The organism is Paenibacillus profundus, from assembly GCF_021369635.1.
Classification (GTDB): domain Bacteria; phylum Bacillota; class Bacilli; order Paenibacillales; family Paenibacillaceae; genus Paenibacillus_B; species Paenibacillus_B profundus.
The window spans coordinates 1-24822 of sequence record NZ_JAJNBZ010000039.1 but is presented as its reverse complement, the minus strand read 5'-3'; the positions used below and the strand labels follow the sequence as shown (position 1 = coordinate 24822).

Below are 24822 nucleotides of genomic sequence, written 5' to 3'. Positions count from 1 at the left end.
GTGGGGTTGTGCAATTGGATATTTCCAGAATTCCCTTCAGCCGGTTTGGTTCTTATTTCGCAGTGTCCATCGAGAGGGACACGAATCGATTGATTCTAAGAGACTTGCATGGGGGAGACGAAGCGCCGAGCAGCATCTTTGTGCTGGAGCTTATGAAGGACGGCCAGGCCGCCGCCTATGATCTCGACGTGACGGAGACGAGGCTGCGCATCATCCATCGGCACAACCAATCGGAGTATGCCGAGCTGTGCATCAGCGATGAAGACATCATTCATTGCCGACTTGTTGGGGTGTCTCTGAAGCTGACGGCCGTGAAAACGCGCTATGATAGTCTCATGCCCTACGGGCCGAAGCAATGGGAATATCATCTGTATTCGAAGGAAATCAAGCTGATGTTCACCTTGCTCCAGGGGCATGCCTGCATCCAAGCTCCATGGAAGATGGTCGGCAATGACAGCATCGAGCTTATCATGAATCCAGACGGCGATCAGGATGAAGGGTGCGTCTTCGTCATTGAAAGCTATAAAACGGTATGGCGGAAGAAGGAGTATGAAGATTACGAACAGGCGCGCGAACGGGTGGAGCGCCATTATGAGCAGTGGCTGCGGCAGATGCAGGCGGTTCCAGAGCGATATGAGCCTTCCCGCAGGCTGGCGGCCTATATCACCTGGTCGTGTGTCGTTCACCCTGAGGGACAGCTTAAGGACTACGCGATGTACATGTCGAAAAATTGGATGTTCAACATTTGGAGCTGGGACAACTGCTTCAATGCGATGATGCTGAGCGATCACGACCCGCAGCTTGCCTTGGCTCAACTCGACATCTTCATGGCGCATCAGGATGAGAGCGGCATATATGCCGATTTCATCAACGACAAGTTCCTGTCCTTCAATTGCTGCAAGCCGCCTATTCATGCATGGGCCTTCGCGCGCATGAGAGAGCGGAATGCATGGTTCAATGAGCGGGAGATCGTGGCCCGCATGTATGACAGCTTGGCGAGGGCGACGAACTATTGGCTCGACCATCGCCGCTCCGTGGCTTCCCGGCTGCCGGTCTACAACCATGGGAACGATTCGGGCTGGGATAACGCCTCCATCTTCCATGACGGCATCCCGGTGGAAGCGCCCGATCTGGCGGCGCATTTGATTCGCCAGCTGGATATTTTGAGCAGCATGGCTGCTGAGTTGCAGCGGGAGGATGAAGCCAAGGCATGGACGGACAAGGCGGATGAGCTGTACGGACTGCTGATGGAGCGATTATATCGGGGCGGCCGCTTCGTGGCGAGATATACGCCAGAGGACCGGATTATTGCGCATCAAGACAGCTTGATTCTATATATGCCGCTCATAATCGGCTACCGGCTGCCTAGTGAAGTGACCGCAGCGCTCGTGAACGGCTTGGCCGAGAGATTCGAAGCGCGATATGGCTTATGTACGGAAAGCTATCACAGCCCCTTGTACCGGGACAATGGCTACTGGCTGGGGCCGATCTGGGCGCCTGTCACCTACTTATTCATTGATGCCTTGCGGCATAATGGATATAATGAATTTGCATCTCGATTAGCTGACAAATTTATGGATTTGACGCTGGTCGGCGACATGGCGGAGAACTTCGATCCGTTCAGCGGGCAAGGCTTGGTCGATCCGGCCTTTACATGGACATCAAGTGTATTCCTTATGCTGGCCAGAGAGTCCATCCAACCGCCGGAGGAACATCATGAGAAAATATTCAGGTGAAATTGGCCTGCTGCTAGTTGCCATCATCTGGGGAACCGGATTTGTTGCCGGAGCGGTCTCATTGGAATCGTTAACTCCTTATCAAGTGATGGCCATCCGCTTTTTCATTGCCGCAGTGCTGATTTCCGTTTGTTTCAGCAAGTATTTCCGAACTTTGACCAAATCAACGATCGGCGCAGGTATCGTGTTGGGCGTGTTCCTGTATCTTGCCTTTACGCTGCAGACGGTCGGCTTGCAATATACGACTCCGTCAAAGAACGCCTTCTTGACGGCCATCAACGTCGTAATCGTACCGTTTATCGGTTATTTCTTATATCGGAGAAAGCTGGACAAGTACGGATTAATGGGTGCGGTTCTGGCCGCGATCGGTGTCGGCGTCTTGTCTCTGGAATTCAATTTTAACTTCAATATCGGGGATGGCTTGACGCTGCTTTGCGCTGTTTTCTTTGCGCTTCACATTTTTTTTACATGCGAATTCGTTAAGAAGCATCATCCGATAGAACTTACCATCGTTCAAATGATCGTGGCCTTCCTGCTGTCTTTCCTCGTCGTCGTGTTCCGGGGGGAGGCGCTTGATATCAATATGAATACGAAGGGGCTGCTAGCAGCATCGTATTTGGGCATTTTCAGCACGACGATTGCTTTCCTCCTGCAGACGATAGCGCAGAAATATACGACCGAAACGAAAGCGGCCATCATTTTATCGACGGAAGCGTTGTTCGGCACTCTTTTCTCCGTACTCATCCTTAACGAGATGATGACGCCTCGCATGATCGCCGGCAGCATCTTGATACTTATAGCGATCGTGACGGCAGAAACGAAGCTCAGCTTTTTACAAAACAAATCGGGGCGGCGCATGAATTAGACGCATATGAAGCTTATATGAATCAGTTGTATGTGGACAAAGACTATCAAGGAATGTATCGATGGAGTTACGTATGGACTTGGATTCTCAGAGAGTATATTAATGTGATCAAGAATCCGATTTCGGGTTGTTTTGTCTAATTTACGGAGATTCTTTATTGCTTCTTTGTAGAACTTAATTTCGTAACTCATGTTCAATATCCTTTAGAGCTACTAGTTCTCCTTTACACATTGCTTCGTGAGCCGCTTGAATAGCATTTAAGTCATCTTGGGTAGTGGGTTCATCATCAATTGGAATTTCAGTTTGATTGTGTTGAATCAGTCGTTCCATCAAATCTGTTATTAGTTCAAGATCTTTATTTGACAGACGAGTTATGAGGTAGTTAATTCGATCTTTACTAACCGCCAAGATTAACAGCTCCTTTCCAAACTAATTATAACCATTATATCACTGACAAAACCTTACTTGAAGAAAGAAGAGCATATTTTGTAAGCCATTCAGAAAGGCACCGCCATCAGATAACACCGTATTTGCACAGCGTTGCGACGCTCTTTATTCTGCCTGTTGCTCATACTGCATGAGATGATAATGCTACGCATGGATTAGACACATCACAAAACAATGAATGAGACGGGCCGGGGGTGCAGCAACCTGCGGCCCATCGTCGTTCACGCAAGGAGGATTCCAATGATAACGATCCGTGAATTCTGCCCGCCGGATGTCCAACAGATGGTGGAGCTGTTCTATGACACTGTTCATACGGTAAATGCGCGCGATTATTCCAAGGCCCAGCTTGAGGCTTGGGCGCCGCGGGCTGAGCAAGAGGCGCGAGCGGGCCAATGGCAGAGCTCGTTCCGCGATCGATTCGCATATGTTGCCGAATGCGAGGGCGAAATAGTCGGGTTCGGCGATATGGCAGCTGACGGCTATTTGGATCGGCTCTACGTCCACAAAGACTATCAAGGGCAAGGAATCGCTTCGGCTCTCGTTGCCGCTCTTGAACGGGATGCGGGAAGAGCGGGTGTCCGAAGGGTGCACACCGATGCAAGCTTGACCGCGAGACCATTCTTCGAGAAGCAAGGGTATGCGGTAATTCGTACCCAGAGCGTGGAACGGAAGGGCGTTATGCTCACGAATATAAGGATGGAGAAGGAATTGCAAGGGGATTATGTGCCCGAATGATGAGCGCCTTGAATGCTTTTCATGAATGTATTATTTTGCTGAAATTCATGATATAGATTGGTTAATGCATAAGCATTGTTTTCATATCATGATAAAGATGGTAATATATAGGTGGTAAATTACATGCAAGACAAAGGAAGGTGAGTTTGTGAGTGCCGTTGCTGCGAAGCCTGCAACACTCGGGGAACTAATTAAATAATCCATCTGAATACAATCTTATATATGCTGTAACTATGCTGATGGACTTATATCTCATGAAGCGGAATTATTGTTCGGCCAAATTACTGCTGAAATATGAAGCTGAAATGGAGACATCCCTTCAAAATAATCGTACAACTCCGGATAAACGCTCAAAGCTAGCACTTTTCTATAAGTTAAAAGGAGACTTGTTGTTGGACGAAAACATAGAAGAGGCTTTTGATTGTTACATGAAAAGTGCGTTGGAGTATATGAAGATCTCCCTTCATGGCAAAGCTTTTGAGATGTTATATTTGATGACTAATGCAATGGATGGAAGTCCTCATTTAAATCAAAAAGCGATTCGTAAATTAAGTACTGCGTTCAATTTTTTAAGTCAATAATTCAAAGAAAAGGACTGGTTGACATGAAGAATTGGTTGTCAGGGACAGCGGTTTATATTGTCGCAACACTCTTCTCAATAGGTGTAGTTGTACTCTTAGGCGGTGGAGCCCCTTGGATAATAGATACTTAAGCTCCTTTAGAGCTACTAGTTCTCCTTTACTCATTGCAGGGCGGAGCATGAATTAGACTAGACACATAACGAAACAATGAATGAGACGGGCCGGGGGTGCATCACCCTGCGGCCCATCGTCGTTCACGCCAAGAGTACTCCAATGATGATGCTCCGTGAATTCCGCCGCCGGACGTGCGGCATATAGTGGAACTGTTCTATGACACTGTTCATACGTTCAATGTACGTGATTATTCCAAGGCGCAGCTTGATGCTTGGGCGCCGCGGGCTGAGCAAGAGGGCGAGCGGGCAAAAATTTTTAATTTTTTGAAAGGGGTGGTAGAATATAGGTGGTTCATTTATTGCATCATAAAGGAAGGTGAGGTTATGCGTACCGTTGCTGCGAAGCCTACAACATTAGGGGACTTAATTAAGAATTATCGTCAAAGAAATAAAATCAGTTTAGCAAAGCTGCAAGAATTAGTTGGCATTGATAAAAGCAGCTTGTCGAGAATTGAAAACGGGGAGGTTAAACGCCCTGATTTTAAAATTATACAATCCATTGCAGCCGTATTGGACATCCCCAGTGACGAAGTCATAGAACTGTACATAGATATTGGGCACAAATCAGATGTAACTTACTCCTTTTTGCAAAAAGCTCTCGTAGCGCGAAGCAATGAATCTTTAATAACCAAGATAGCCTCTAAGTTTCTTGAAGCACCTAATGAAGACAGCTTGGATTTGATAGAAAAGTTGTATCAAGCTATTGGAGCCGTAGAGGAGACCTCCATTCAATTATCTTTGTACAGCCTCATCATCGACTATTCGCGTGCTCATGGAATCATGCCTTATATTGCTAAAGGTCTATATAAGAAATACATAATTGAACGTAATGATTTCAGCAAATTAAATGAAACGTACCAATTAGGGAAATACACATTGGTTTACGCCAATTTTCTGAGTAATCAGGAGCAAATTAATCTTTATTACTGTCTGGGTATCCATGCCTATAGTTTGATGTGCATGAACGACTCTAAACAATACATGCAGTTTATCATTGAAAATGATGATATAGCAGAAGGTGAGTTTAAAGCCCATGCTTTTTTTAGTCTGTGTAATTCTTCTTACTACGCAGGTGAATACGAAAATTGCAAGACTTATCTAGCTGAATATAGTAAGTATTCCTTTCCGTATATCGAAGATAATGTTAAGTTTATGACGGCTTGTCTAAAAGGAAAAAGCGGTAACTTAGACGTTGCCATTTCTCAGTTAGAATCTTACTTAAAGGATGCATCTGAGTATAATATTGTTTTTGCAGTGACAGAATTACTTGATTTATATATTCGAAAAAGTGATTTTCATTCAGCAAAAATGCTGCTTAATTATGAAAAACAAATGGTGAAGTCCCTGCAGGATAAACGTACAACTCCTTTTAAACGAGCGAAATTTGCATATTTTTACGTGCTAGCAAGTCGTTTATTCCAAAACGAAGATAAGGAGAAGGCATTTGGCTACTATACCCAGAGTATTTTAGAGTATGCACAAATCGGTCTTGCCGATTCTTTTATTCGCATTAGTACTGATTTCTACGGATATGTCAGATGAGGGGGTTGCTTTTCTAATGGACGGTACCTCAATCCAGTAGATACCCGAACCTTAGTGAAATATAGGAATCACGACACGGATGTCCCGGAAGGGCATCTTTTTTATATATTTTATAAAAAATGTTGCATAAAAAAACATAAAAAAGGTATTTTTGCCCAACGACATCTATAATCAAGTCAAAGATACAGTTTATGGATGAGGCGAACCCCATCATACACTGTCATTAATTACGAAAGGGTGTCCCGGCAATTGAGCCTTTTTACTTTTGTTACGAAAAATGTGACGACTTGCTTGATAAAATAGAAAGTGTCCGTCAGCAATTGATACAAGCGGTGGCTGAGAAGAAAAGTTTCACAGATGTTGAGATTGTCATGCTAAGTCAGCAGTTGGATGTGTATCTTTTGGAATTTCACAAACGAAGAAAACAAAACGATGGAGAGTGAAGAGTTAATTTAAGTACTAAATTTATAATAAACGAAGGGCTACGATTGTTAGTATGATCGCAAAGTATAGGTGGGGGTAGTTAACAATGCATGTTTACTGGTCGACGAGTTTTAGAAGTTCCTCTTTATTATAATTATCATATCTGATACTCCACTGATCATTTATTTTCTCCAGATCCATTGTTCCTTCTAATTTGATTTTGCTCTTACTATTTTTCACGTCAGTAAGGACCAGATTCATGCTGTATGTTAATTCAATTTCTACTTTTATCATTTACTATAAATTCAATTTTTTCTGGATTGATATTAACCTGTTTTGTTTTTGCAACATTTATTGACAAGGCTATTGTCCGATTAGCGATCTCCGTTTCCAAAAAAATTTCCTTTAGAAATGGTGTTAATTTCTCCTTAATTTCTTCAATACTTGGAAGATTGTTATGGTCATGAACTTCAAATTGAATCTTTTTGTATTCGCTTGCTGTCTTAATCGCATCATCAAAAGTATTTCCGCAAGCACTCAGTAAAAACATTAAAATACAGATGGAAAATAAATAAATTTTTTTCATTAAAATTATAGCTCCCTTCCAATAGATTATGAAATTTAACTTGAACATTTGCGAACATGTTAGTTTCGTATAAAATGGTAGTCACCATAACGAATCATTTTATACGAAACTCAATATGATCTACACCCATTTTTGCACAACAGAACGCGTACAATTAGTAAACTTCTCAACTAGTTTGGTTGGTCTACACGAGCAATTACAAAGGAATAATTAGGGCGACACCACTTTAATCCGCTAAATCAAACGAAACGGAAATTACACCTTTCTTTCAATGTCCCTCTGTACCCTCTTTTAAAATTTATCATTCCTGTAACTTTGACACAAAATCGAAAGCGCCCTTAAGAAATATCCGTTCTTCTTCAGTAAAAGGATCGAGTATATTTGGTTGCTCAGATTGATTTGTTGACTCTATTTTCATGTTTTCTATCTTTGATAGCGTTTGTATGTAGAGAGCTACAAACTTCTTAATGAATGCTTGAATATCTAAGAGTCCGGATCGTTACACCCGTTCGTTTAGCCAGTTGCCCGATTGTCAACATGTTATTGAACATGTGAGTACCCCTTTTTTTTATATTTTGTTTCCTTATTTTTAATGTAGGGGATTGCTGGATAATGATATGGCTTTTGAAAAGCAATGCGTATCATAGCATACAAAATGATCAATGTTTCTATAGCTAAAAAAGCATACTTATACCATGATGGTAAAAAACTACTAGTTACAAACAGCGGAAAGATCGTTAAGTGAAAGTTAAGTGCTTTGCGACTTGCTTCACGATAATACCTGTGTTTTTTTCTTGACACTAAAAACATAATAAGTGGTGGTAAGACACCAAGCAACAGTGAAATTCCAAGCATTAATTGTACGAAAAAGAATTCTTTTTTTGTTGGTTTATTCATTTTAGTCACCTTTCTTTATTTATTTCTCAATTATCAGCTTAAAAGGTGACGTAGGTAGAGTTTCAAGAATAAGTTTGAAAAAAGTTTAAGTAACTTCGAAAGAATGTTAATTCCAACTGTTTCTTCTGTAACACCCAATTGCGGCGGTAGTTATATGTTAGAACTCATTAGGCGATATCCCAACCACATTAAAAATGCTGTATTTGCAACAGGGGATGTATTGTTTACCTGCACGTCAGAGAGAACAAGGCACCGGAATTCGTCCCGGTGCCTTGAATGCGTTCTCTATTTAATTGCGATATAAATATCGACCTGCGCGTCCTCAGGGTTTACGCTCCGCTCATCATAGCGCTCGAAGTCGCCGGTAAATGTGCGCTCCATGCCGGAGGTTGCGGACCATTTCCAGATGGCCTGCCACGCTTCGGTGACGACCTTGACGAACGGGCCGCGCTCTGTGGTGAACACGGCGTACTTAGCCGCGGGTACGACTGTGGCAGCCATGCCTTCTGGAACGGAATCAAGCGAGCTTGCGCTAGAACCGATGAGAATCGAGTATTCGCCCACGGCGCCGTTCTCATAATCGTGATAGCAGCCATAGATGACGCCCGGTTCAGCCGGATTCGGAATCTTCGCTTGCACCTGATCCTGCCAGAATTGCTCCCACAGCTGCGGTATAACCCCTTCCGGCGTGAATTCCCGCGCATTCGTCGTGCGCGCGGAAACGCCGATAAGCTTCAGTTCCTCCCGCTCCACAATCGCGACCGGCTGCAAGGACGGCGTGTCATTGCCGTGTTGGGCGGCCCAGCGCTTCAGATTGGGCAAGTATCCCTGCAGCATCGTGCGGGCAGCTTGCTCTTCCATGCCGTTCTCCACGACGAATGGCACGCAGAGGTCGATCATTTCATCCAGTGTCATGTCCGGCTGCGTGAACGCGCCATTCTGGTAGCAGTGAATGCAATAATCTTGTACTTTATTGTTATCCTTGTCCGTTCCGAGCTGCTCCTCGGTCTGCAGCGGCATTCCGCAGCTTTGGCATTCGCGTTGCAATTGTTGTTGAGTCATTGGTATCACTCCTGTTTCGTTTTGTCTTCAGTATACAAGAGCGAACTTGACAACCTTCTGTCAGGTTTAAAATAAATAAACAGAACAGCTTCTTAATATTTGGTTGCGATATTGGAGGCGATGCTGCGAATCTTGCTGCGAATATGCTCCGGCTCGATAACCTCCACGCCTTCGCCGAAGCTAAGAATGAAGCCATACAGCCAATTATCCTCTGGGAAGGGAACGGATACGACAAATTTGCCTTCCTCGTCTTCCTGCAGTTCTTCGATGCCGAACCATTCCTCGGCCAGATGCTTGACGTGCGGTTCAAAGCGCAGCACGATTCGGACCGTCTGATGCGGCGCATTCCAGTCCCGTTCCCATGGAAGCTGATTGATCGGTATATCCTGCCGCTCGAATTGCCGCGCTTCCGTCACCATATCCTTGATACGGAATAGCTTGAAAAATCGAAACTGCTCCCGCAGCGTACAGTAGCCGTACAAGTACCATCGCTGCCGCTTCAATACCAGTGTGTACGGTTCGACACAGCGTGTCGTCACTTTGCCTTCCGCGCTGCAATAGGTGAAGGATACCAGTTGCTGTTGCTCGATGGCTTGCTTTAGCTTCACCAGCTTCTCCTCAATCCGGCTATGATTGCCCCACGGCGAGAAATCAACCATGAACTGCTTCGTCTTAATGTTGAATTGCTCCGAATCGGCAGGCGGGACTATGCTGCTTATCTTCTCCAGCAGCATGTCGTTCTCCTGACTGCGGTAGGAGGAGGAGATGCTATGCAGCGCCGTGACGATAGCGGCGAGCTCGTCGTTCGTCAGCAGATTGCGATCGAGCCGGTAGCCTTCCGCCAGTCTGATGCCGCCATTCGCCCCTTGAAAGGTGACAATCGGAATGCCAGCCTGATTGATGGCCTCGATATCGCGGTAAATGGTGCGCACCGACACTTCGAACATGTCAGCGAGCTCCTTGGCCTGCACCATTTTCCGGTTAATGAGCAGAATGACGATGGACAACAAGCGATCTATTTTCATTTCTTATCATCTCCGGTTTCCCTCAGAATGTTAACTTTTGATTAGGCTATCATACGAAGTTTTTGCAATGAAATATTCTATAAGAAACGATCACATTTCCAGCAATAAGGATACGCTGCCAAGCACTTCTCTCCATTCTCCCTCTCGTTCAGAAGAGGCCTCCCTCCGCAGGGTGAGTTAACTTTGGTGTACATGTCCCTAGTAATATTGCTTCTCTGACGATGCAGCAACATCACCGTAGATCACACCGCCTAGCGTCTGAGACATGCGGGAATCGTTGTTACTGACCGAAGGGGAGATTGAGCGGAAACGCCGAACGGAGAGAGTATCGCCTCTTACTAAGTTATGTTATACCAAAGGATACGAGCGAGGCCAATTTATTTTTCTTCATATCAAGTGCGATAATTTATGATGGTTTCGACGCTTATAGGTATAGGGGAGGAAGGCGCATGCTTCTTTCGATTCATTTGCGAAACATGATGTAGATGTTATTGAATAATATATCCTTTAAAATATAATTAAAAGGGGGAATAAACCACCGCATTGTTAAGGCCACAAGAAAGTTGTGCGCAGAAGGGAGGTTTTTTATTTCAATATATATGTAAACGCTTTATTTTGATCAGATGAAGGAGTGAAATCGTGAATGAAGATGTGGAAACAAGGTTTAAGCTTGCTGATAGCTGCATTTCTGATGACATCGGTCTTATCTCCAACTGCTTTTGCCGATTACTTCCCTAAAAATGATGAAAAATCAAATTACGCTTCGAATATCGCCTCGATCTATACAGGATATTATAACCCCGGCAATTATGATGGCGTGAAGGTCGGAGACTATAACAAAGATCAATTTCTGCCCTATGTTGGTTACTTGAATGAACAGGGCGTGGCGGAAGATTATTTTGCCGTCGAAAATAAAAGCGAAAAGGATGTCCAAGGCCAGCTGGTCACAGTAGAAGCGGTATTTTCGAGTTCGGAGCCGAGCGTCATCGAGATTACGCCAGAGGGAACATTGAAAGCGCTTCAGGCCGGTAAAGCCGTTATTCGGGCTGCAGTTGGAAATATCGAGGGGGAATCCAAGGTTGTCGAAGTGTCGCCCTGGCGATTCAACCAACTGAAAGGAGCGGATTCCATCATCGAAATGGATCCGGGGTTAAAGAATCCGGTCATTCGCGATCCTTTACAGGGAGGGAAGCAATACGTAGTTAAGGATGGAAGTAACATCAAAGTGGCTCATAAGTACAACGAGCGCTATGATATGTGGCTCGTATTCGACCATTTCGGGGCGAATAAGCTGCACAGCTTTTATGAATGGCGGTTAAGCATGAACGAGGGCAAGGAGGTCAGTCCGGATTTGAACCGGGCGTCAAGCGTGCTGCAAGGGGAAGGCTCGGATTGGATTGGGCCCTATATCGTGAAAGCAAATGAGTCCGGCAACGCGAACGGGCAAGATTTTACAGGGGGAAATCACAACTACGACGGGGGCATGGATAGTTCCCCGACAGCGAGAACGGTTCAATATAAAGTGTGGGCCGACGGAGTGGAAGTCAAAGACGGTCAAGTGATTCCGAACAGCAAGGTGACGATTCAAGTCGTTAACTATATTCAAGGATACAATACGAAGCAACAGGACGGCGGCGGTCGTGAAATATTGAAAGAAACGGTCACCTACGACATTGCAGGCGGTCAAGTTCGGGTAAATAACGAAATCGAAGCCTTGGAAGACGTCACCTTTTACAAATATTACGGGCTACAGTCGGTCAATGGCGCTTGGAATGACGAGATATGTTATTATGCCGGGGATAAGCTTACAGCCCGCAGTTCAGCCGTAGGCTATAGTGATTCCGGAACGAAAGCGGAGCATCCGGAAGTTGATAAATATGTGCTTCGCTCCAGCAAGCAGGAAGCGGGACAGCATCATTTGCTCGTCTGGCTCGATCGCGATTATGGTCTGGGTAAATTACAGTATCTTGCGGATGAGCGCCCGGTTGTCTTTACTCAAAATTATGGCAAAACTTACTTTTTGCAGATTGTGGATACTGCGCCGGAACTGAGGAAGGGCGAAACTTTTTCTTGGCGCGGTGGTTATCATTTCTTCTCTGCACCATCTAATGAAAAAACGATAACGTTGAAAAGTTACTTCGAAAATGGTTATTTTATTCCCGTTAGCGATGCTTCATATGAGTAGGACATCGTTGGCGATGCGATTGAAATGATCAGCCATTCCCAAAATCGGATAACGATTAAAGAATCCAAATCCAAACCAAGATCCAACGGAGAGCGCAATGGTTTTAACGAGACTGATTCCTTGAATGGAGCTGGCCAGAAACGTTGATTGTTTCTGGCCTTTTTCAAGCTTATCCGATTAAGAGCGCAGGGTGTCAATAGCCGGCAAGGTGAAGGAAGCCAGGTTCGGCGGCAATTGATCCAACGAGAACCACTTTACTTCATGGAGCGCTCCGCCTTCCTCCATATTGCGGGCTTCGCCCGCGACGACTCTAGTCTCGTAGATGACGGATATCCAATGATCTTCCCGCCCTGCGTCTATCGTTTCTGCTGTACAGAGCAGCCGCTGCACCTGCACTTGAAGCCCCACTTCCTCCATGACTTCACGGACGACGGTATCCTCCAGTGTCTCGTACAAGTCGACCTTGCCCCCGGGAATGCTCCATGTATCCTTCTCTGGATGACGGGCCCGCAGGACGAGCAATATTTCGTTCGAATCATTAATAATGACGGCACCCACGCCGACTCTAGGTTGAGAATTCAACGTTATCTATCTCCTATCTATTCAATCTTCCAACACGATGTCGTATTCCATCTGCTTCGCGGTCGCGCGGGCAATGTCCGCCCCAAGCAGCCGCCGCACGACGTGAAAGGCCATATGGATGCCTGCCGAGATGCCGCCCGAGGTGACGATGCTTCCCGTGTCGACATATTTGCCGCCGCGCACTACCTTCACGGCCGGATATTCATCCTGCAGCCGATCATAGCTGGCCCAATGCGTCGTCGCTTGCTTCCCGTCCAGCAGGCCGGCCTGCGCCAGCAGCAGAGCCCCTGTGCAGACCGAGGTCATAAGCTCGACCGACTCCATGCAGTCCTTAATCCAGCGAATCATCGCCTCGTTATGCACCTCGCGCACACGCGCTCCAAGCCCGCCTGGAACTACGACAATATCGAAATGCGGAGCATTCTGAAAGCTATAATCCGGCACGACCTTCAAGCCATTTCGCGCATGGATCATGCCGCCCGTTTCCGATATCGTCATGACCTTGAACGGAGCTCCTCCTTCTGCGGCATTCGCATGCTCCTGCGGATAGGATGTTACTGAAAACACTTCAAATGGTCCTGCAAAATCAAGCACTTCCACATCTTCAAACAGAACGATTCCTACTGTCCGTTGGCGATTCATCACATACCATCTCCTTCATTAGTACATTATAATTCATTTTGAAAGAAGGCGGACAGGATTAAGGGAGGCGCTTTTCATTTTGCAACGGCTGGAGTAAGATAGTCGTAACGCGAACGCGGAACACCGTTCCGATACGGATGAATGGATAGGGAACAGAAGGAGGAGCAATGCTTCAGAAATTCGGATTCTCACAGTACGAGAGCAAAGTATATGAGACGTTGGTTGCGAGTGAAGACCCGATGGATGCCTCGACCGTGGTGAAGCACTCGGGCGTGCCGAAGGCAAAGATATATGAAGTTTTGTCACGGTTGAGTGATAAAGGGCTGGTATCAGACTCCATTTCCGACAAGAAAAAAACGTACCTGGCGCTGCCGCTGCAGGTCGTCATCGATAAGCTGTCCAAGGAATTCGAAAATAGCATCGAGCAATTGAAGCAGCTGAACAAACGTAAAATTTATGCCGATAACCAAGTGTGGAGCTTGAAGTCGGACACCTCCATCGAAGCGTACTGCAAGCATTTGATCGAAGAGGCAGCGCACTCCATTATCGTCTCGATGTGGAATGATGAGTTCAAGGAATGCGTTCCGCTACTGGAACGGAAGGAGCGGGAGGGCGTCCGCGTCGAGGCGTTTGTGACGGGAACGGACGTGCCGCAGGCAAAGGTATCGAAGCTGCATACACTCTCCCCGACGGAGGAACACCAGACGCTGGAGCGATTTACGCTCGTCGTGGCCGATTCGGAACAGCTCATGTTCGCGGGGATGGAGAACGGGTACTGGCAGGCGATGCGGACGGGAGCGCAACCGTTCGTTAAGTTTTTCATCGAATTTTTCTATCATGATGTCGCCTTGGCAAAAATATCGCAAAAATATTATGCGGAGCTGATGCAGGACGAGGAAATGAAATCATTGCTCATGCAGCTGCGCTATTGAATCCAGAACACTCTCGCACAGACCGAACCGTGCGAGAGTTTTTTTTCGTGGTGAGTTGGTTGAAGAGATTGGGTTAAATGGGGTCATTCGGGCTGCGGTGTTCTATAGATTGGCCTATTTGCCCACTCTCCCAATCTCTCAGAAGCGGCGCAGCGGTGGAAAATCTGGACATGAGCGCACTTAATCTGAACATGAACGCACTTTATGTGATGTGCTGCCTGTTCAGGTATCGATAACATTACATGAGAGAAAGTGCAGGACAAATATGGATGCTCATTATGGGCGAAAATGTAGGCCAAGTGTAGAAGCGCGTTTTATCCTTGATGGTATCCTCCTTTGTCACATTAGATGAAATATATCAGTACGCCTTAAACAAATTGCAACGAGGTTCAAGAGTTCAACTTGTTTCGATATGGATATCAAGTGGAAAATGAAGAACAGTTTCGCAATGAAAATCAAGTCGTGTACGATGCTACAGATTAAGCGAGGATATCGATCGTCCGGTACGTTGCAGGGAATCGCGGAGTTATATTATTTTTTTTCTGATGAAGGGGGATAGTGGAGCAAAGAGCAGGACGAAGACATACTCTTGAAGCGCAAAAATCCCAAAAATATATGCGTCACATAACAAAACCCGAGGCAGCTGCCCCGGGTTTCCTCATTTATTTTGTCATTGCGGAGTGTGCGGCAGGAGCAGCAGACTTGACGAGAGCAGGGCGGGTAAGGGAATACACCGTGCTGCCAAGCGCCAATAGCACAAAGATGCAGCCTACCCACGCATTATGCGCTACAGAGCTCTGTTCAATGACGATGCCGCCGACGATTGAGCCGCTGGCAATGCCCAAATGCAGTACCGACGTATTCAAGCTAAGCTGAATATCTGACGTCTCGGGTGCGGTCTGCATAAGGTAGCTCTGCTGCGCCGGAGACAGTGCCCAACTGAGCGCACTCCAGAGCATGACCGCCGCCATAAAGACATAGAACGATACTTGCGCGGCCAAAGGCAGGATGAACATCGCCACGGCGAAGCACGATACGATCAGCAGCATCGATCGGCTCGTGCCCCATTTGTCCGCAAACAATCCTCCAAGCCCTCCTCCAGAGACGGCAGCTAGACCGAACAGGAAGTAGACGAGGCTTGTTGCCCCCGGACTCAGTTGAAAGGTCGTCTGCAAATACGGGGTGAAATAAGCATACAGCGTTAAATGTCCCGTTAGCATCAAGTATGATATGAGATGTCCGCTCACGAGCTTAGCGTTCTTCAACGAGGACAATTGCTTGCGAAGCGATGTTACCGCGGATGGCGGCACATTCGACAAGAAGACATAAATTCCGCCCATGGCCATCACCGTAAGCAGCGCCACGAAGAGAAACGGCGCTCTCCATCCAAACGCATTGCCAAGCACCATGCCAATCGGCACGCCCAAGACGAGCGATCCGCTAATGCCCATATAGATGACGCCGATGGCCCGCCCTTTGTATTCAGGTTGAACGAGCTTCGATGCAATCGTGATGGACAAGACGATAAGCAATGAGCCGCTTGATGCGGACAAGGCTCGTGCCGCCAGCAAGGTCACATAGTTCGAACTGAAGGCGACGATAAGATTGGAAATAAGAAACACGAACAAAAAGACCAGATACAGCTTCTTGCGTTCAAATCGCGCTGTTGCGTTCATCAGAATCGGTGCAGACACGGCGAAGGCGATCGAGAAGATCGTAATCAACTGTCCTGCCGCACTGACAGAGATGTGCAGATCAGACGCAATCTGATCAAGAATTCCGCCGATAATCAATTCCACGGTGCCAACAACAAAGGCCGCCAGCGCTAAAATATATACACGAAAATCCAAGGGGAACAATCCTTCCTTTAAGTTAAAGAGTTACTACTATTATAGTAACCATAAGACGGGAGCGCAACAAAAAAATGCAATTTTGGGCGGTTGCGAGGGGAGAAGTCCGGCGCTGTCAATGATTTATTGCGCTTGTAGGAAATCAAACATAATCCAACGGATTGATGCAGGATCACTCAGAAACGCAATATTCGGTGTGGCCGGGTGTCGGGTATCCGAGCGTGTTGAAGTGAAGCTTAAATACGGGGGGACATTGGCGATGGCCGCAGCAGATGCATTCAGTGGTAAATTTAATGTTCGTATCCCTAAAGCACTACATTGTCAACTTTCAGAAAAGGCAGAACGTGAAAGGCGTGTCGCTTTATCAATATAACTGAATCGCTGCTTATTCAGTGGCTTTTTATTTTGTAGAGAATGGTGAGATAATCGGTAGTTTCGGACTGTATATATCCATACAAGTAAGTCTGGAACTCTTTGATTGGAGGTAATAACGCAAGGGAAAACACTCTCATGAAAATAGATAAAAAATATACGACATCAAACTGGTAAAAAATAGAGAATACATACAATATCCGACTTTTTGATATTCACCTTGTGAGTAGGACTAATTTCTCGTTTTAAGAGAAAATATACACAAAATAAATCAAATATGGTACATTATTCCCGAGAAAAATTAGCCTCAAACGATGATTATGGTTTGAAGATTATTTATGAAAACGGAGAAAAGGTTCTGATTGATGAAAAAGATAATGTAAAATACTATGAAGTATTTAAGGCTGATGGCACCCCCGTTCCTTTGGAAAAATATATGGAAAGTCTGAAAAAAGGTCGTATTTTAGCCGCCCAGATTTCCTCAAAAAGTAATCTTTACAAAAACACCGACGCTGAAGAACTTGTCAATCCACTAAATGTTGTTGACATGTCATATTACTCTGAAAAACAAAAATGGTCTGAATTAATGACTCCTCGTAAAGCCAGTGCGGATCTAAACTGCACTGGATCAGCACTACCTTGTCCAATTTCTAAGGGGAAACTATCACATCAACTGAAAATTGGGGCGCGGGATTAACAGCGGGAGATAAATCTTATATTAAGGCAAATGCTAGTTTTCAATGGTCAACATCTTCGGCTTCTAATCTAACTTATACTCTTTATGTAAAAATCGGAAGAACAGGATATTTAACTTTTGCTCCTAGGTACAATTTTACTAAAGGAAATATTACTTATATGGGGTGTTACCCTGTGACTGGATGTCAGACTATGGGCACTAAGACAGATGTATGGGGAGCTTCTCCTGCAAAAGTGGCCGGCGATCATGTTGATGGAGAGTTTGCAATAGCATATGTAAACTAATTTGATAATATAGGATTGAGTAATTGCTCAATCCTATATTAATTTATTTCAATGAGGAGGTATCTAAGTTGCCATTGATTTTTATTATATTTGGTATCTTACTTATGGCTTTAAGTGGTTTAGAGAAAATTATCATCTATTTGAACTTCGCTGATCAAGCTGGTAGCAAAATGGATACTTTATTTATTCTTGTTCCAGGCTACATTTGGTCAATCACTAATTACACATTTATAGGTGGTTCTTTATTGATATGTATTGGTGTAATTGCGGCTATATATAGAAAAATTGAGAATAAAAAAGAAAATAAGTTCCATTAATTACGATAAGTTAAATATTTCAGGACTTGTATTAGAATTGCCTAGTGAACGAAATATAAGAGGTTAACACCAATGCTAGACTTTACCTTGGACACGGAGAACGACAGTGTAACAATAAAAAGCATTAATAATCGAGGTGTCCAACATGATGAAAAAGTACGACAGTGAATTCAAACTACAAACCGTTCACAGTAGCTGGCAAAGAGTGGTTTCGCGGATATCAAGCACTACCTTTCGTTCCAGACAGTGCACGGTGAAGTTGGCTATGGAATTTGTTGATGGTGAGTCAGTTCCCGTATTTGGATACCAGAACGTGATAGAGCTAAAGCCCGATGGGGCCGTGATTTCTGAGAAAGCGTAATTGGGAAGGTGAAGCCTTTAAACTCAACGCGACACTGGAGAAGATAGGTCGGCATTTGATATGTTCCCGGATAAGGTGCAGCACAGCGGTGACGTCAACGTTTAGCACGGATGAGTTGAGGAAGCTGATAGACAATGGATAATGCAAAAACGTTACGCCCGTAAAGAACTCGCCAATCGCGAGTTCTTTTATTTTTATCCATGGTTCCCGACTTCTATCGCCGCAATCGAGAGCACCTAGTGGAACTCTGTAACGAGACGTGTGGTCGCTTTACGAGTCTCACGATAATATCCTGCTCTCAGCCATCAAACACGTCATGGTAAGTACAGAACAGCTTCCGTGTTCGCGAATGGGTATTCGGGGAAAATCAGAAGGAGAAGCTCATGAAGGGTAACATCTCCCTGATTAAGCAGCAAGGCAATGGTGCGGTTATTCGGTAGCTCAACTTTATATCCAACTACTACTTTTTTTTGAGATAGCTACTTCAACATATTGGATACACTGCACTTGAGAATATGATGCTTCGAGGTAGAATGAAGCTGCTGGAACCGGGCATAGTCATCGACATAGAGCAGCACGACGACGTATTCCATATAATCAAAGCGCTACGCTTTGCACATTACTCCCGCTCGCCACGACTGAATATGAAACGATGGAAGAATTGGAAGCTTCGAATTGTAGGACTGTGCCAAGAGATGTGCAACTAAGTGGATGAGCATATTAGTTATTAGAACATAGGACTGTCAGACAAGATTATGGACTATGTCGCCGATCATTATCTGGACAGCTCTATTTCGCTTGAGATCATTGCCAACCACTTGCTATTGTCTCCATCCGATGTCACCCGCGTATTCAAAGAGTGAACCGGTCAATTACTCATGTGTTACGTCGACATGAAGCGGATGGAGAAAGTGAAGGAGATGCTGACAAGGAAGGACGTACCATTGAAGGACATCATGAGCGTGGTCGGCTAGCTAGTTGCCAAGTAATCACTATTATATATTCGGGATTGATACGGGGGTCATCAGTCTAAAAAACTAGATTTGAACCAGAATATAAAAGTCCCTAAATACGATTAAACCTAATAATACCTTATATATTTACTATAAATAAGTTTCTTTTTTGTTTTGTTAATTGACAAAAGTTGATATCTTGCCGAAGTTATTGTATATCTGGTATATAACTTGTTTATATCTAACGGAATTATTTTATGGGCCCGCACTTAAAGACAATTTAATCTCCTTGTCTTAATCATTTCCCTTCTTCTAACATGAAATTAGGAACGGTGCATCACCACTAAAGCAGAAGGAAGGGAAATGGGATGAGAACAATTGAAGAGCTGGAAGTGAAATTAGCGGAGCCGTCAGATGCATTGGTTCAGGATATGGCCAATATCGAAGGGGATATTATGCTGCTGGGCGTCGGGGGAAAAATGGGGCCGAGTCTGGCGCGCTTGGCGATGAATGCGATTCAGAAAGCCGGAGCCAACAAGCAAGTGTACGGCGCATCGAGATTCTCTTCTGCAAGTCTGAAGGATGAATTGGAGCGCGACGGCGTGAAAACGATTGCAGCCGACCTGCTCAATCCGAATGACCTAGAGCAGCTGCCGGATGTGAAGAACGTCATCTACATGGCGGGCAACAAGTTCGGGACGAAAGGCAACGAAGGGTTTACGTGGGCGATGAACACCTACTTGCCGGGACAGGTGGCGCAGAAGTTCCGCAATTCCCGCATCGTTGTGTTCTCGACGGGGAACGTATATCCGTTAACTCCGGTGCTCCAGGGCGGTGCTAGCGAGCTGTCGGATACGGGACCCGTCGGGGAGTACGCGCAATCCTGCTTGGGTCGGGAGCGGGTATTCGAGTATTACTCGAAGGAGTATTCCATTCCAATGAGTATTTATCGTCTGAACTATGCTATTGATATGCGCTATGGCGTTCTGCTTGAGATTGCGAAGTCGGTGCAGGAGCACCGTCCGATTGATATCAGCATGGGGCATGCGAACTGCATTTGGCAGGGGGATGCCAATGAGATTGCCATTCGCTCGCTGCTGGCATGCAGCACGCCCCCGAACATTATTAACGTGACCGGACCGGAGACGATTTCGTTGCGCTGGGTGGCAGAGCAATTCGGAATGCGGTTCGGGCAGCCGCCGATCATCGAAGGCAAGGAAGCGGATACGGCGCTGCTCAACAACGCGGCGAAGTCGTTCCAGCTGTTCGGATACCCTCGCGTGTCGTTGATGCAAATGATCGACTGGATTGCCGAGTGGCTGAAGCAGGGCGGAGAAGTATGGAATAAGCCGACTCACTTCCAAGAAAGAAAGGGGAATTACTAGCATGACTGCTTATCTACCGTTATCAGCCGCGAAACGGCGGGCGCTGCATGAAGGCGTCGTCATTCCGGCTCATCCGCTGGCGCTCACGGCGGAACGCGAGCTTGATGAGATGAGACAGCGGGCGCTCACCCGGTATTACATGGCGTCGGGCTCCGGAGGGATTGCGGTCGGCGTCCATTCGACCCAATTCGAAATTCGCGATGTCGGTCTGTATGAGCCGGTGCTGCAGATGGCGGCGGAGGAAGTGGAACGGGCTACTCTCGAACATCCGTTTCTTAAGATAGCGGGGATATGCGGAACTACGGAACAAGCGACCGCGGAAGCACGTGTGGCTGTATCCCTCGGCTATGATATCGGCTTAGTGAGCATGGGCGGATTAAAGGGTTGGTCAGAAACCGAGCATTTGGAACGGATCAAGGCGATTGCGGACATCATTCCTGTATTCGGGTTTTATTTGCAGCCTTCTGTCGGCGGGCGGGTGTTCAGTTATGCTTTCTGGCGGGAATTCGCAGATATCCCCGGTGTAGTTGCTATTAAAATGGCGCCGTTCAACCGTTATCAGACAATCGACGTCGTGCGCGCGGTATGTCATTCGCAGCGCAAGGACGAGATTGCGCTATATACCGGCAATGACGACAATATTGTCAATGACTTGCTGACCGTGTACCGGTTTACGGTCGACGGCAAGCCGGTCGAGAAACGGATCGTCGGCGGGATGCTTGGTCATTGGGCTGTATGGACGAAACGGGCGGTCGAATTGCTGGAGCGCGTGAAGCAGGCGCGCGATAGCGAACAGATTTCCGCCGAGTGGCTTACGCTGAACGGGCAGGTGACCGACTCTAACGCAGCATTGTTCGACACGGCGAATGGATTCAAAGGCTGTATTGCTGGTATCCATGAAGTGTTGTACAGACAAGGCCTATTAGGCGGAATATGGTGTCTGAATGAGGAAGAAGGGTTGTCGCCGGGGCAGGCGGAAGAATTGGACCGCATTTATCGTGACTATCCTCATTTGACGGATGACGAGTTTGTTAGCAGGCATGTATCGACTTGGCTGAAGCCATAAGCCATAGCTGCTGTTTTGAACGATTTATTTCCGGGAGGGGGCATTCGAGGTGAAAACGGCACAGAGAACACTGGATAAAGGCATTCCGATTGGCTTAATCGGTTCAGAAGCTGTCATTCCAATTATGCAGACAGCGGTGAAGCGCTTTCCGTCATTTGTTCCGGTAATCGCAACGTACAGCAATGAGGCGGAAGTGCCCAAGCTGGTGGAACAATGTCTGAACCGGGTGGAAGTGATTTTGTTTTCCGGTCCTCTCCCTTTTAAAATAGCGACAGAGGAACAGCGCTTTACAATTCCGGTGCACTTCGTCCCGCTTACCAGAGGCGGGCTGTACCGGGCCTTTTATCATATTAATAAGCAATTCGGCTTGACGTCGCTTTCCGTCGATTCTGTCACAGAGAAAGATATGGCGAAAACCAAGGTAGAGCTGAACGAGCAGCCAGTCGAGGTGATGTATTTCGAGGAAGCAATCGGAACGGAGCTAGAGGGCGTTATTGCATTTCATCGCTACCACTACAACCAGGGATTGGCTGCAGCGGCCTTGACCGGGATTCACGGGGTTGCCGAAGCGCTTACGGAGGCGGGCATCCCCAATCACTTGATTGCACCGACCGAGCAAGACGTCGTGGTTGCATTGGAGCGCGCGCTGCTGTCGACCGAAACGCGCCGAAGCAAAGAAGCGCAAATTGTTGTCGGCATGATTCATCTTGACGGTTTTGCGCGGCTGGTGGAGAGCAAAATGCTGGATCATGAGGTGCAGCGCTTGAAGCTGGACATTCATCGCACGCTGCTTGGTTATGTCGAATCATTGGAAGGGTATTTAACTCCGTTTAGCGGTGATGAGTATTTGTTCGTGACGACACGGGGGATTTTTGAACAGCAGACGGGTGGGTACAAGACGCTTCCGCTTGCAAAAGAATTGGAGCAGCAATTCGGCTTGACGTTGAGTGTCGGCATCGGGTTCGGCAAGACGGCGAATGAAGCAGGCATCCATGCTCGTATGGCGCTTCGCCATGCGAAGGACGCCGGCGGCAATATTGGGTTCATCATTCGCGAGGATCGAAGTGTCATCGGACCATTGGAGATGACGCAGCCCCATGAGGTCGATTTATCGCTAATCGATACGGACATTCTCGCAGAAGCGACGGCGGCGGGCTGCACGACAGTGTATTTGAGCCGTCTCGTGGCGCATATTACTCGGAGCGGGCAGATCGACTTCTATGCGCAGGAGCTTGCTGACACGTTGAGTGTGACGGTGCGAAGCGCGCATCGCTTCTTGTTGGCTTGGTCTGATGCAGGGCTGGTGGACGTCGTCGGTGATACGAAAGGCAGGTATAAAGGCCGCCCGCGGCAAATTTACCGGATGTCATTTCTGAGCCGTCTCGTTCGTTGAGGCAGCGTTGACTTTTCCTATATATGTCGATATCATTATTATGTAAACTAGATATATACTAGATTAGAGCGGAGTAGTTATGGGTGAAGGGGATTATAGAATGACAAGCAAACCGAGCCGCACCACATTCAGAAAGCGTCTGGACGAAATGGTCTCCGTATTAAGGGAAGAGATTGTGACCGGCAAGCGTATCATTGGGGAATACTTGCCCTCCGAGTTAGCATTGGGCGAACAGTTTCAATTGAGTAAAAATTCTGTGCGCAAAGGCTTGGATATACTCGTATCCGAGCAATTGATCGAAAAAGTGCCGCGTATCGGCAACCGGGTATTGAACCCGGGGCGAGAAGGAACCGTAGAGCTTCGGTTCGGATACTATAAATCGGTAGTCGAAGAGGCGGCGATGGAACAATTGTTGTCCGACTTCCAACAACAGTATCCGCATATCCGAGTGCAGATGATTCCCCTTCCTTATGAAAATTATAGTGATACCGTGTCGGAGTATATTGAACGGGACATGCTTGATATCGCGACCGTAAATTATAGCGATTTTCAAATGTTTGTTCATGAGGGGCATCATCATTTGCTCGAACCGATCATGAGTCCTTCCGGACAGTATCCTTTTATATCTGATTCTTTTAGCTATCAAAATCATATATTGGCGCTGCCTCTTATCTTCTCTCCGGTCATCCTCTGCTATAACCGGGATCATTTCGCAGAGAAAGATATTGCCGAGCCGGACAGTAGCTGGCGCTGGTCCGATCTAATGGAGGCGGCCGCGCAGCTTGGCAACGAGCAAGACAGATACGGATTTTACTTTCATTTGCTGTCTAATAATCGCTGGCCTGTATTTTTGCTTCAGAGCGGTTCGGTGGTGGAGCGTGACGAGCAAGGACGAGTGCAGCTGGGTGATTCGAAGCTGATGGAAGGGATACGATTGTCACGTGACTTATTGGGTCACCAGCATATTTTTCCCAACTATATGTCAGAGAGCGACGCGGATGCGGAGGAGCTCTTCCGGCAAGGGAAGGTCTCGATGATTATGTCGACCTATTTTAGCTTGAACCATCTGAAAGACGTCCAGTTCTCGTTCGATGTGGCGCCGCTGCCTTATTTGAACGAAGCGAAAACATTGCTGCTCGCGATTGGACTTATGGTTGGCCGGAAATCGAAAGCGAAGGAAGCGGCCAAGACGTTAGTCGACTATTTGCTCTCCTATTCAGCGCAATTAACGATTCGAAAGAATACGTTCAGCATACCCGCCCATAAGAAGGCGGCAGAATGGAGTGGCACAGATATATTGATCCGTCCGAGCCGGTTTTCGATGTACCGTGAAATCATTCCATCGTTCCGCTTTTTTAGCGAGCTGCGGCTGCGATCTGATGAAATCGATCGGATGCGCAATGAAATGAAGCTGTATTGGTCTCATATGGAAGAAGAGGACGAGCTATGTTCACGACTGGAGCATATGCTGGATCGGGCAACCGCCCAGTAAACTCCTTTTGCCGCCAGAACCGTTCCATGAACCATAACGAATAACTCCGGTACTTTTACGTATCGGGGTTATTTTTTTACCATTATGCAATGCTTAATTGACGGACTTCCTGACGGACTTCCTGTCTTGAGAAAAGTATTAGACCGTAAAAATAAAGTTGTAGACCAGGGCAGTGGCGTTAAACTAACGGGCAGCATTCCTATAATGAAGAAATATGAGATTTGAGAAACAAAAAGACT

General features: G+C 46.4%; 24 protein-coding genes. 15 read left to right on the top strand and 9 right to left on the bottom strand.

The annotated features are described in order from the left end of the window. The first annotated feature begins 8 nt into the window (after positions 1–8). On the top strand, positions 9–1736 hold the full coding sequence (locus LQV63_RS27225; protein WP_233699043.1) for an amylo-alpha-1,6-glucosidase: 1728 nt from the start codon (positions 9–11) through the stop codon (positions 1734–1736). Beyond that, positions 1717–2601, top strand: coding sequence for a DMT family transporter (locus tag LQV63_RS27220; RefSeq protein ID WP_233699042.1), 885 nt, complete (start codon positions 1717–1719; stop codon positions 2599–2601). Before LQV63_RS27225 ends, LQV63_RS27220 begins: the two co-directional genes overlap by 20 nt. Positions 2602–2775: 174 nt before the next feature. Here the strand turns inward: LQV63_RS27220 and LQV63_RS27215 are convergent, their stop codons facing one another. Then, positions 2776–3009, bottom strand: coding sequence for a hypothetical protein (locus LQV63_RS27215; RefSeq protein ID WP_233699041.1), 234 nt, complete (start codon positions 3007–3009; stop codon positions 2776–2778). 279 nt (positions 3010–3288) lie between these two features. Between LQV63_RS27215 and LQV63_RS27210 the strand changes: the two genes are divergently transcribed. The 4 genes from LQV63_RS27210 to LQV63_RS27195 all read left to right on the top strand — a co-directional run bounded on the left by LQV63_RS27210 (position 3289) and on the right by LQV63_RS27195 (position 6522). Further along, entirely contained in the window at positions 3289–3783 is a 495-nt protein-coding gene (locus tag LQV63_RS27210) for a GNAT family N-acetyltransferase (protein WP_233699040.1), read from the top strand. Positions 3784–4037: 254 nt separating this feature from the next. Next, entirely contained in the window at positions 4038–4364 is a 327-nt protein-coding gene (locus LQV63_RS27205) for a hypothetical protein (protein ID WP_233699039.1), read from the top strand. 317 nt (positions 4365–4681) lie between these two features. Further along, the gene (locus LQV63_RS27200; RefSeq protein ID WP_233699038.1) at positions 4682–6079 is read left to right on the top strand and encodes a helix-turn-helix domain-containing protein; all 1398 of its coding nucleotides are present in this window, start codon (positions 4682–4684) and stop codon (positions 6077–6079) included. Between the two features lie 287 nt (positions 6080–6366). Next, the gene (locus LQV63_RS27195; protein ID WP_267934220.1) at positions 6367–6522 is read left to right on the top strand and encodes an aspartyl-phosphate phosphatase Spo0E family protein; all 156 of its coding nucleotides are present in this window, start codon (positions 6367–6369) and stop codon (positions 6520–6522) included. A gap of 254 nt (positions 6523–6776) precedes the next feature. On the opposite strand, the gene LQV63_RS27190 is transcribed toward LQV63_RS27195, so the two are convergent. From LQV63_RS27190 to LQV63_RS27175, 5 genes are all read right to left on the bottom strand, one after another. Next, the gene (locus tag LQV63_RS27190) at positions 6777–7088 is read right to left on the bottom strand and encodes a hypothetical protein (protein WP_233699037.1); all 312 of its coding nucleotides are present in this window, start codon (positions 7086–7088) and stop codon (positions 6777–6779) included. Between the two features lie 464 nt (positions 7089–7552). After that, a complete protein-coding gene (locus LQV63_RS32190) occupies positions 7553–7627 on the bottom strand; it encodes a MerR family DNA-binding transcriptional regulator (protein ID WP_407672971.1) in 75 nt (24 codons plus the stop codon). Between the two features lies 1 nt (position 7628). Further along, the gene (locus LQV63_RS27185; RefSeq protein ID WP_233699036.1) at positions 7629–7985 is read right to left on the bottom strand and encodes a DUF4870 domain-containing protein; all 357 of its coding nucleotides are present in this window, start codon (positions 7983–7985) and stop codon (positions 7629–7631) included. 285 nt (positions 7986–8270) lie between these two features. After that, complete coding sequence (locus LQV63_RS27180; protein ID WP_233699035.1) at positions 8271–9047, bottom strand: effector binding domain-containing protein; 777 nt, start codon at positions 9045–9047, stop codon at positions 8271–8273. 92 nt (positions 9048–9139) lie between these two features. Then, positions 9140–10072 carry a helix-turn-helix transcriptional regulator gene (locus LQV63_RS27175; protein WP_233699034.1) on the bottom strand — a complete coding sequence of 311 codons (933 nt, stop codon included), beginning with the start codon at positions 10070–10072 and terminating at the stop codon, positions 9140–9142. Positions 10073–10715: 643 nt separating this feature from the next. On the opposite strand from LQV63_RS27175, the gene LQV63_RS27170 reads away from it, so the two are divergent. Beyond that, complete coding sequence (locus tag LQV63_RS27170) at positions 10716–12257, top strand: hypothetical protein (RefSeq protein ID WP_233699033.1); 1542 nt, start codon at positions 10716–10718, stop codon at positions 12255–12257. Positions 12258–12434: 177 nt separating this feature from the next. Here the strand turns inward: LQV63_RS27170 and LQV63_RS27165 are convergent, their stop codons facing one another. Together LQV63_RS27165 and LQV63_RS27160 are read right to left on the bottom strand one after the other, a co-directional pair. Then, on the bottom strand, positions 12435–12839 hold the full coding sequence (locus LQV63_RS27165; protein ID WP_233699032.1) for an NUDIX domain-containing protein: 405 nt from the start codon (positions 12837–12839) through the stop codon (positions 12435–12437). Between the two features lie 21 nt (positions 12840–12860). Then, positions 12861–13481, bottom strand: coding sequence for a DJ-1/PfpI family protein (locus LQV63_RS27160; RefSeq protein ID WP_233699031.1), 621 nt, complete (start codon positions 13479–13481; stop codon positions 12861–12863). Positions 13482–13648: 167 nt separating this feature from the next. Between LQV63_RS27160 and LQV63_RS27155 the strand changes: the two genes are divergently transcribed. Further along, entirely contained in the window at positions 13649–14413 is a 765-nt protein-coding gene (locus LQV63_RS27155) for a TrmB family transcriptional regulator (RefSeq protein WP_233699030.1), read from the top strand. A 662-nt stretch (positions 14414–15075) separates the two neighbouring features. Here the strand turns inward: LQV63_RS27155 and LQV63_RS27150 are convergent. Further along, a complete protein-coding gene (locus tag LQV63_RS27150) occupies positions 15076–16263 on the bottom strand; it encodes an MFS transporter (protein ID WP_233699029.1) in 1188 nt (395 codons plus the stop codon). 259 nt (positions 16264–16522) lie between these two features. Between LQV63_RS27150 and LQV63_RS27145 the strand changes: the two genes are divergently transcribed. The 7 genes from LQV63_RS27145 (at position 16523) to LQV63_RS27115 (ending at position 24583) form a co-directional block, all read left to right on the top strand. Next, positions 16523–16636 carry a toxin-antitoxin system HicB family antitoxin gene (locus LQV63_RS27145; protein WP_157259431.1) on the top strand — a complete coding sequence of 38 codons (114 nt, stop codon included), beginning with the start codon at positions 16523–16525 and terminating at the stop codon, positions 16634–16636. Positions 16637–16960: 324 nt separating this feature from the next. Next, a complete protein-coding gene (locus LQV63_RS27140; RefSeq protein ID WP_233699028.1) occupies positions 16961–17332 on the top strand; it encodes a hypothetical protein in 372 nt (123 codons plus the stop codon). A 352-nt stretch (positions 17333–17684) separates the two neighbouring features. Further along, a complete protein-coding gene (locus LQV63_RS27135) occupies positions 17685–17933 on the top strand; it encodes a hypothetical protein (protein WP_233699027.1) in 249 nt (82 codons plus the stop codon). A gap of 1682 nt (positions 17934–19615) precedes the next feature. Then, positions 19616–20632, top strand: a complete 1017-nt coding sequence (locus LQV63_RS27130) for an NAD-dependent epimerase/dehydratase family protein (protein WP_233699026.1) — start codon at positions 19616–19618, stop codon at positions 20630–20632. Between the two features lies 1 nt (position 20633). Next, a complete protein-coding gene (locus tag LQV63_RS27125) occupies positions 20634–21698 on the top strand; it encodes a dihydrodipicolinate synthase family protein (RefSeq protein WP_233699025.1) in 1065 nt (354 codons plus the stop codon). Between the two features lie 49 nt (positions 21699–21747). Beyond that, positions 21748–23091, top strand: a complete 1344-nt coding sequence (locus LQV63_RS27120) for a GGDEF domain-containing protein (RefSeq protein ID WP_019419620.1) — start codon at positions 21748–21750, stop codon at positions 23089–23091. A 100-nt stretch (positions 23092–23191) separates the two neighbouring features. Beyond that, entirely contained in the window at positions 23192–24583 is a 1392-nt protein-coding gene (locus LQV63_RS27115; RefSeq protein ID WP_233699024.1) for an extracellular solute-binding protein, read from the top strand. Positions 24584–24822: the final 239 nt, after the last annotated feature.

Bases quoted from the DNA above. Each gene is read 5' to 3' on its own strand.
- LQV63_RS27220 (WP_233699042.1), top strand. From the start codon at position 1,717: ATGAGAAAATATTCAGGTGAAATTGGCCTGCTGCTAGTTGCCATCATC.
- LQV63_RS27210 (WP_233699040.1), top strand. From the start codon at position 3,289: ATGATAACGATCCGTGAATTCTGCCCGCCGGATGTCCAACAGATGGTG.
- LQV63_RS27205 (WP_233699039.1), top strand. From the start codon at position 4,038: ATGAAGCGGAATTATTGTTCGGCCAAATTACTGCTGAAATATGAAGCT.
- LQV63_RS27190 (WP_233699037.1), bottom strand. From the start codon at position 7,088: ATGAAAAAAATTTATTTATTTTCCATCTGTATTTTAATGTTTTTACTG.
- LQV63_RS27185 (WP_233699036.1), bottom strand. From the start codon at position 7,985: ATGAATAAACCAACAAAAAAAGAATTCTTTTTCGTACAATTAATGCTT.
- LQV63_RS27180 (WP_233699035.1), bottom strand. From the start codon at position 9,047: ATGACTCAACAACAATTGCAACGCGAATGCCAAAGCTGCGGAATGCCG.
- LQV63_RS27175 (WP_233699034.1), bottom strand. From the start codon at position 10,072: ATGAAAATAGATCGCTTGTTGTCCATCGTCATTCTGCTCATTAACCGG.
- LQV63_RS27170 (WP_233699033.1), top strand. From the start codon at position 10,716: ATGAAGATGTGGAAACAAGGTTTAAGCTTGCTGATAGCTGCATTTCTG.
- LQV63_RS27160 (WP_233699031.1), bottom strand. From the start codon at position 13,481: ATGAATCGCCAACGGACAGTAGGAATCGTTCTGTTTGAAGATGTGGAA.
- LQV63_RS27155 (WP_233699030.1), top strand. From the start codon at position 13,649: ATGCTTCAGAAATTCGGATTCTCACAGTACGAGAGCAAAGTATATGAG.
- LQV63_RS27145 (WP_157259431.1), top strand. From the start codon at position 16,523: ATGGCCGCAGCAGATGCATTCAGTGGTAAATTTAATGTTCGTATCCCT.
- LQV63_RS27130 (WP_233699026.1), top strand. From the start codon at position 19,616: ATGAGAACAATTGAAGAGCTGGAAGTGAAATTAGCGGAGCCGTCAGAT.
- LQV63_RS27125 (WP_233699025.1), top strand. From the start codon at position 20,634: ATGACTGCTTATCTACCGTTATCAGCCGCGAAACGGCGGGCGCTGCAT.
- LQV63_RS27115 (WP_233699024.1), top strand. From the start codon at position 23,192: ATGACAAGCAAACCGAGCCGCACCACATTCAGAAAGCGTCTGGACGAA.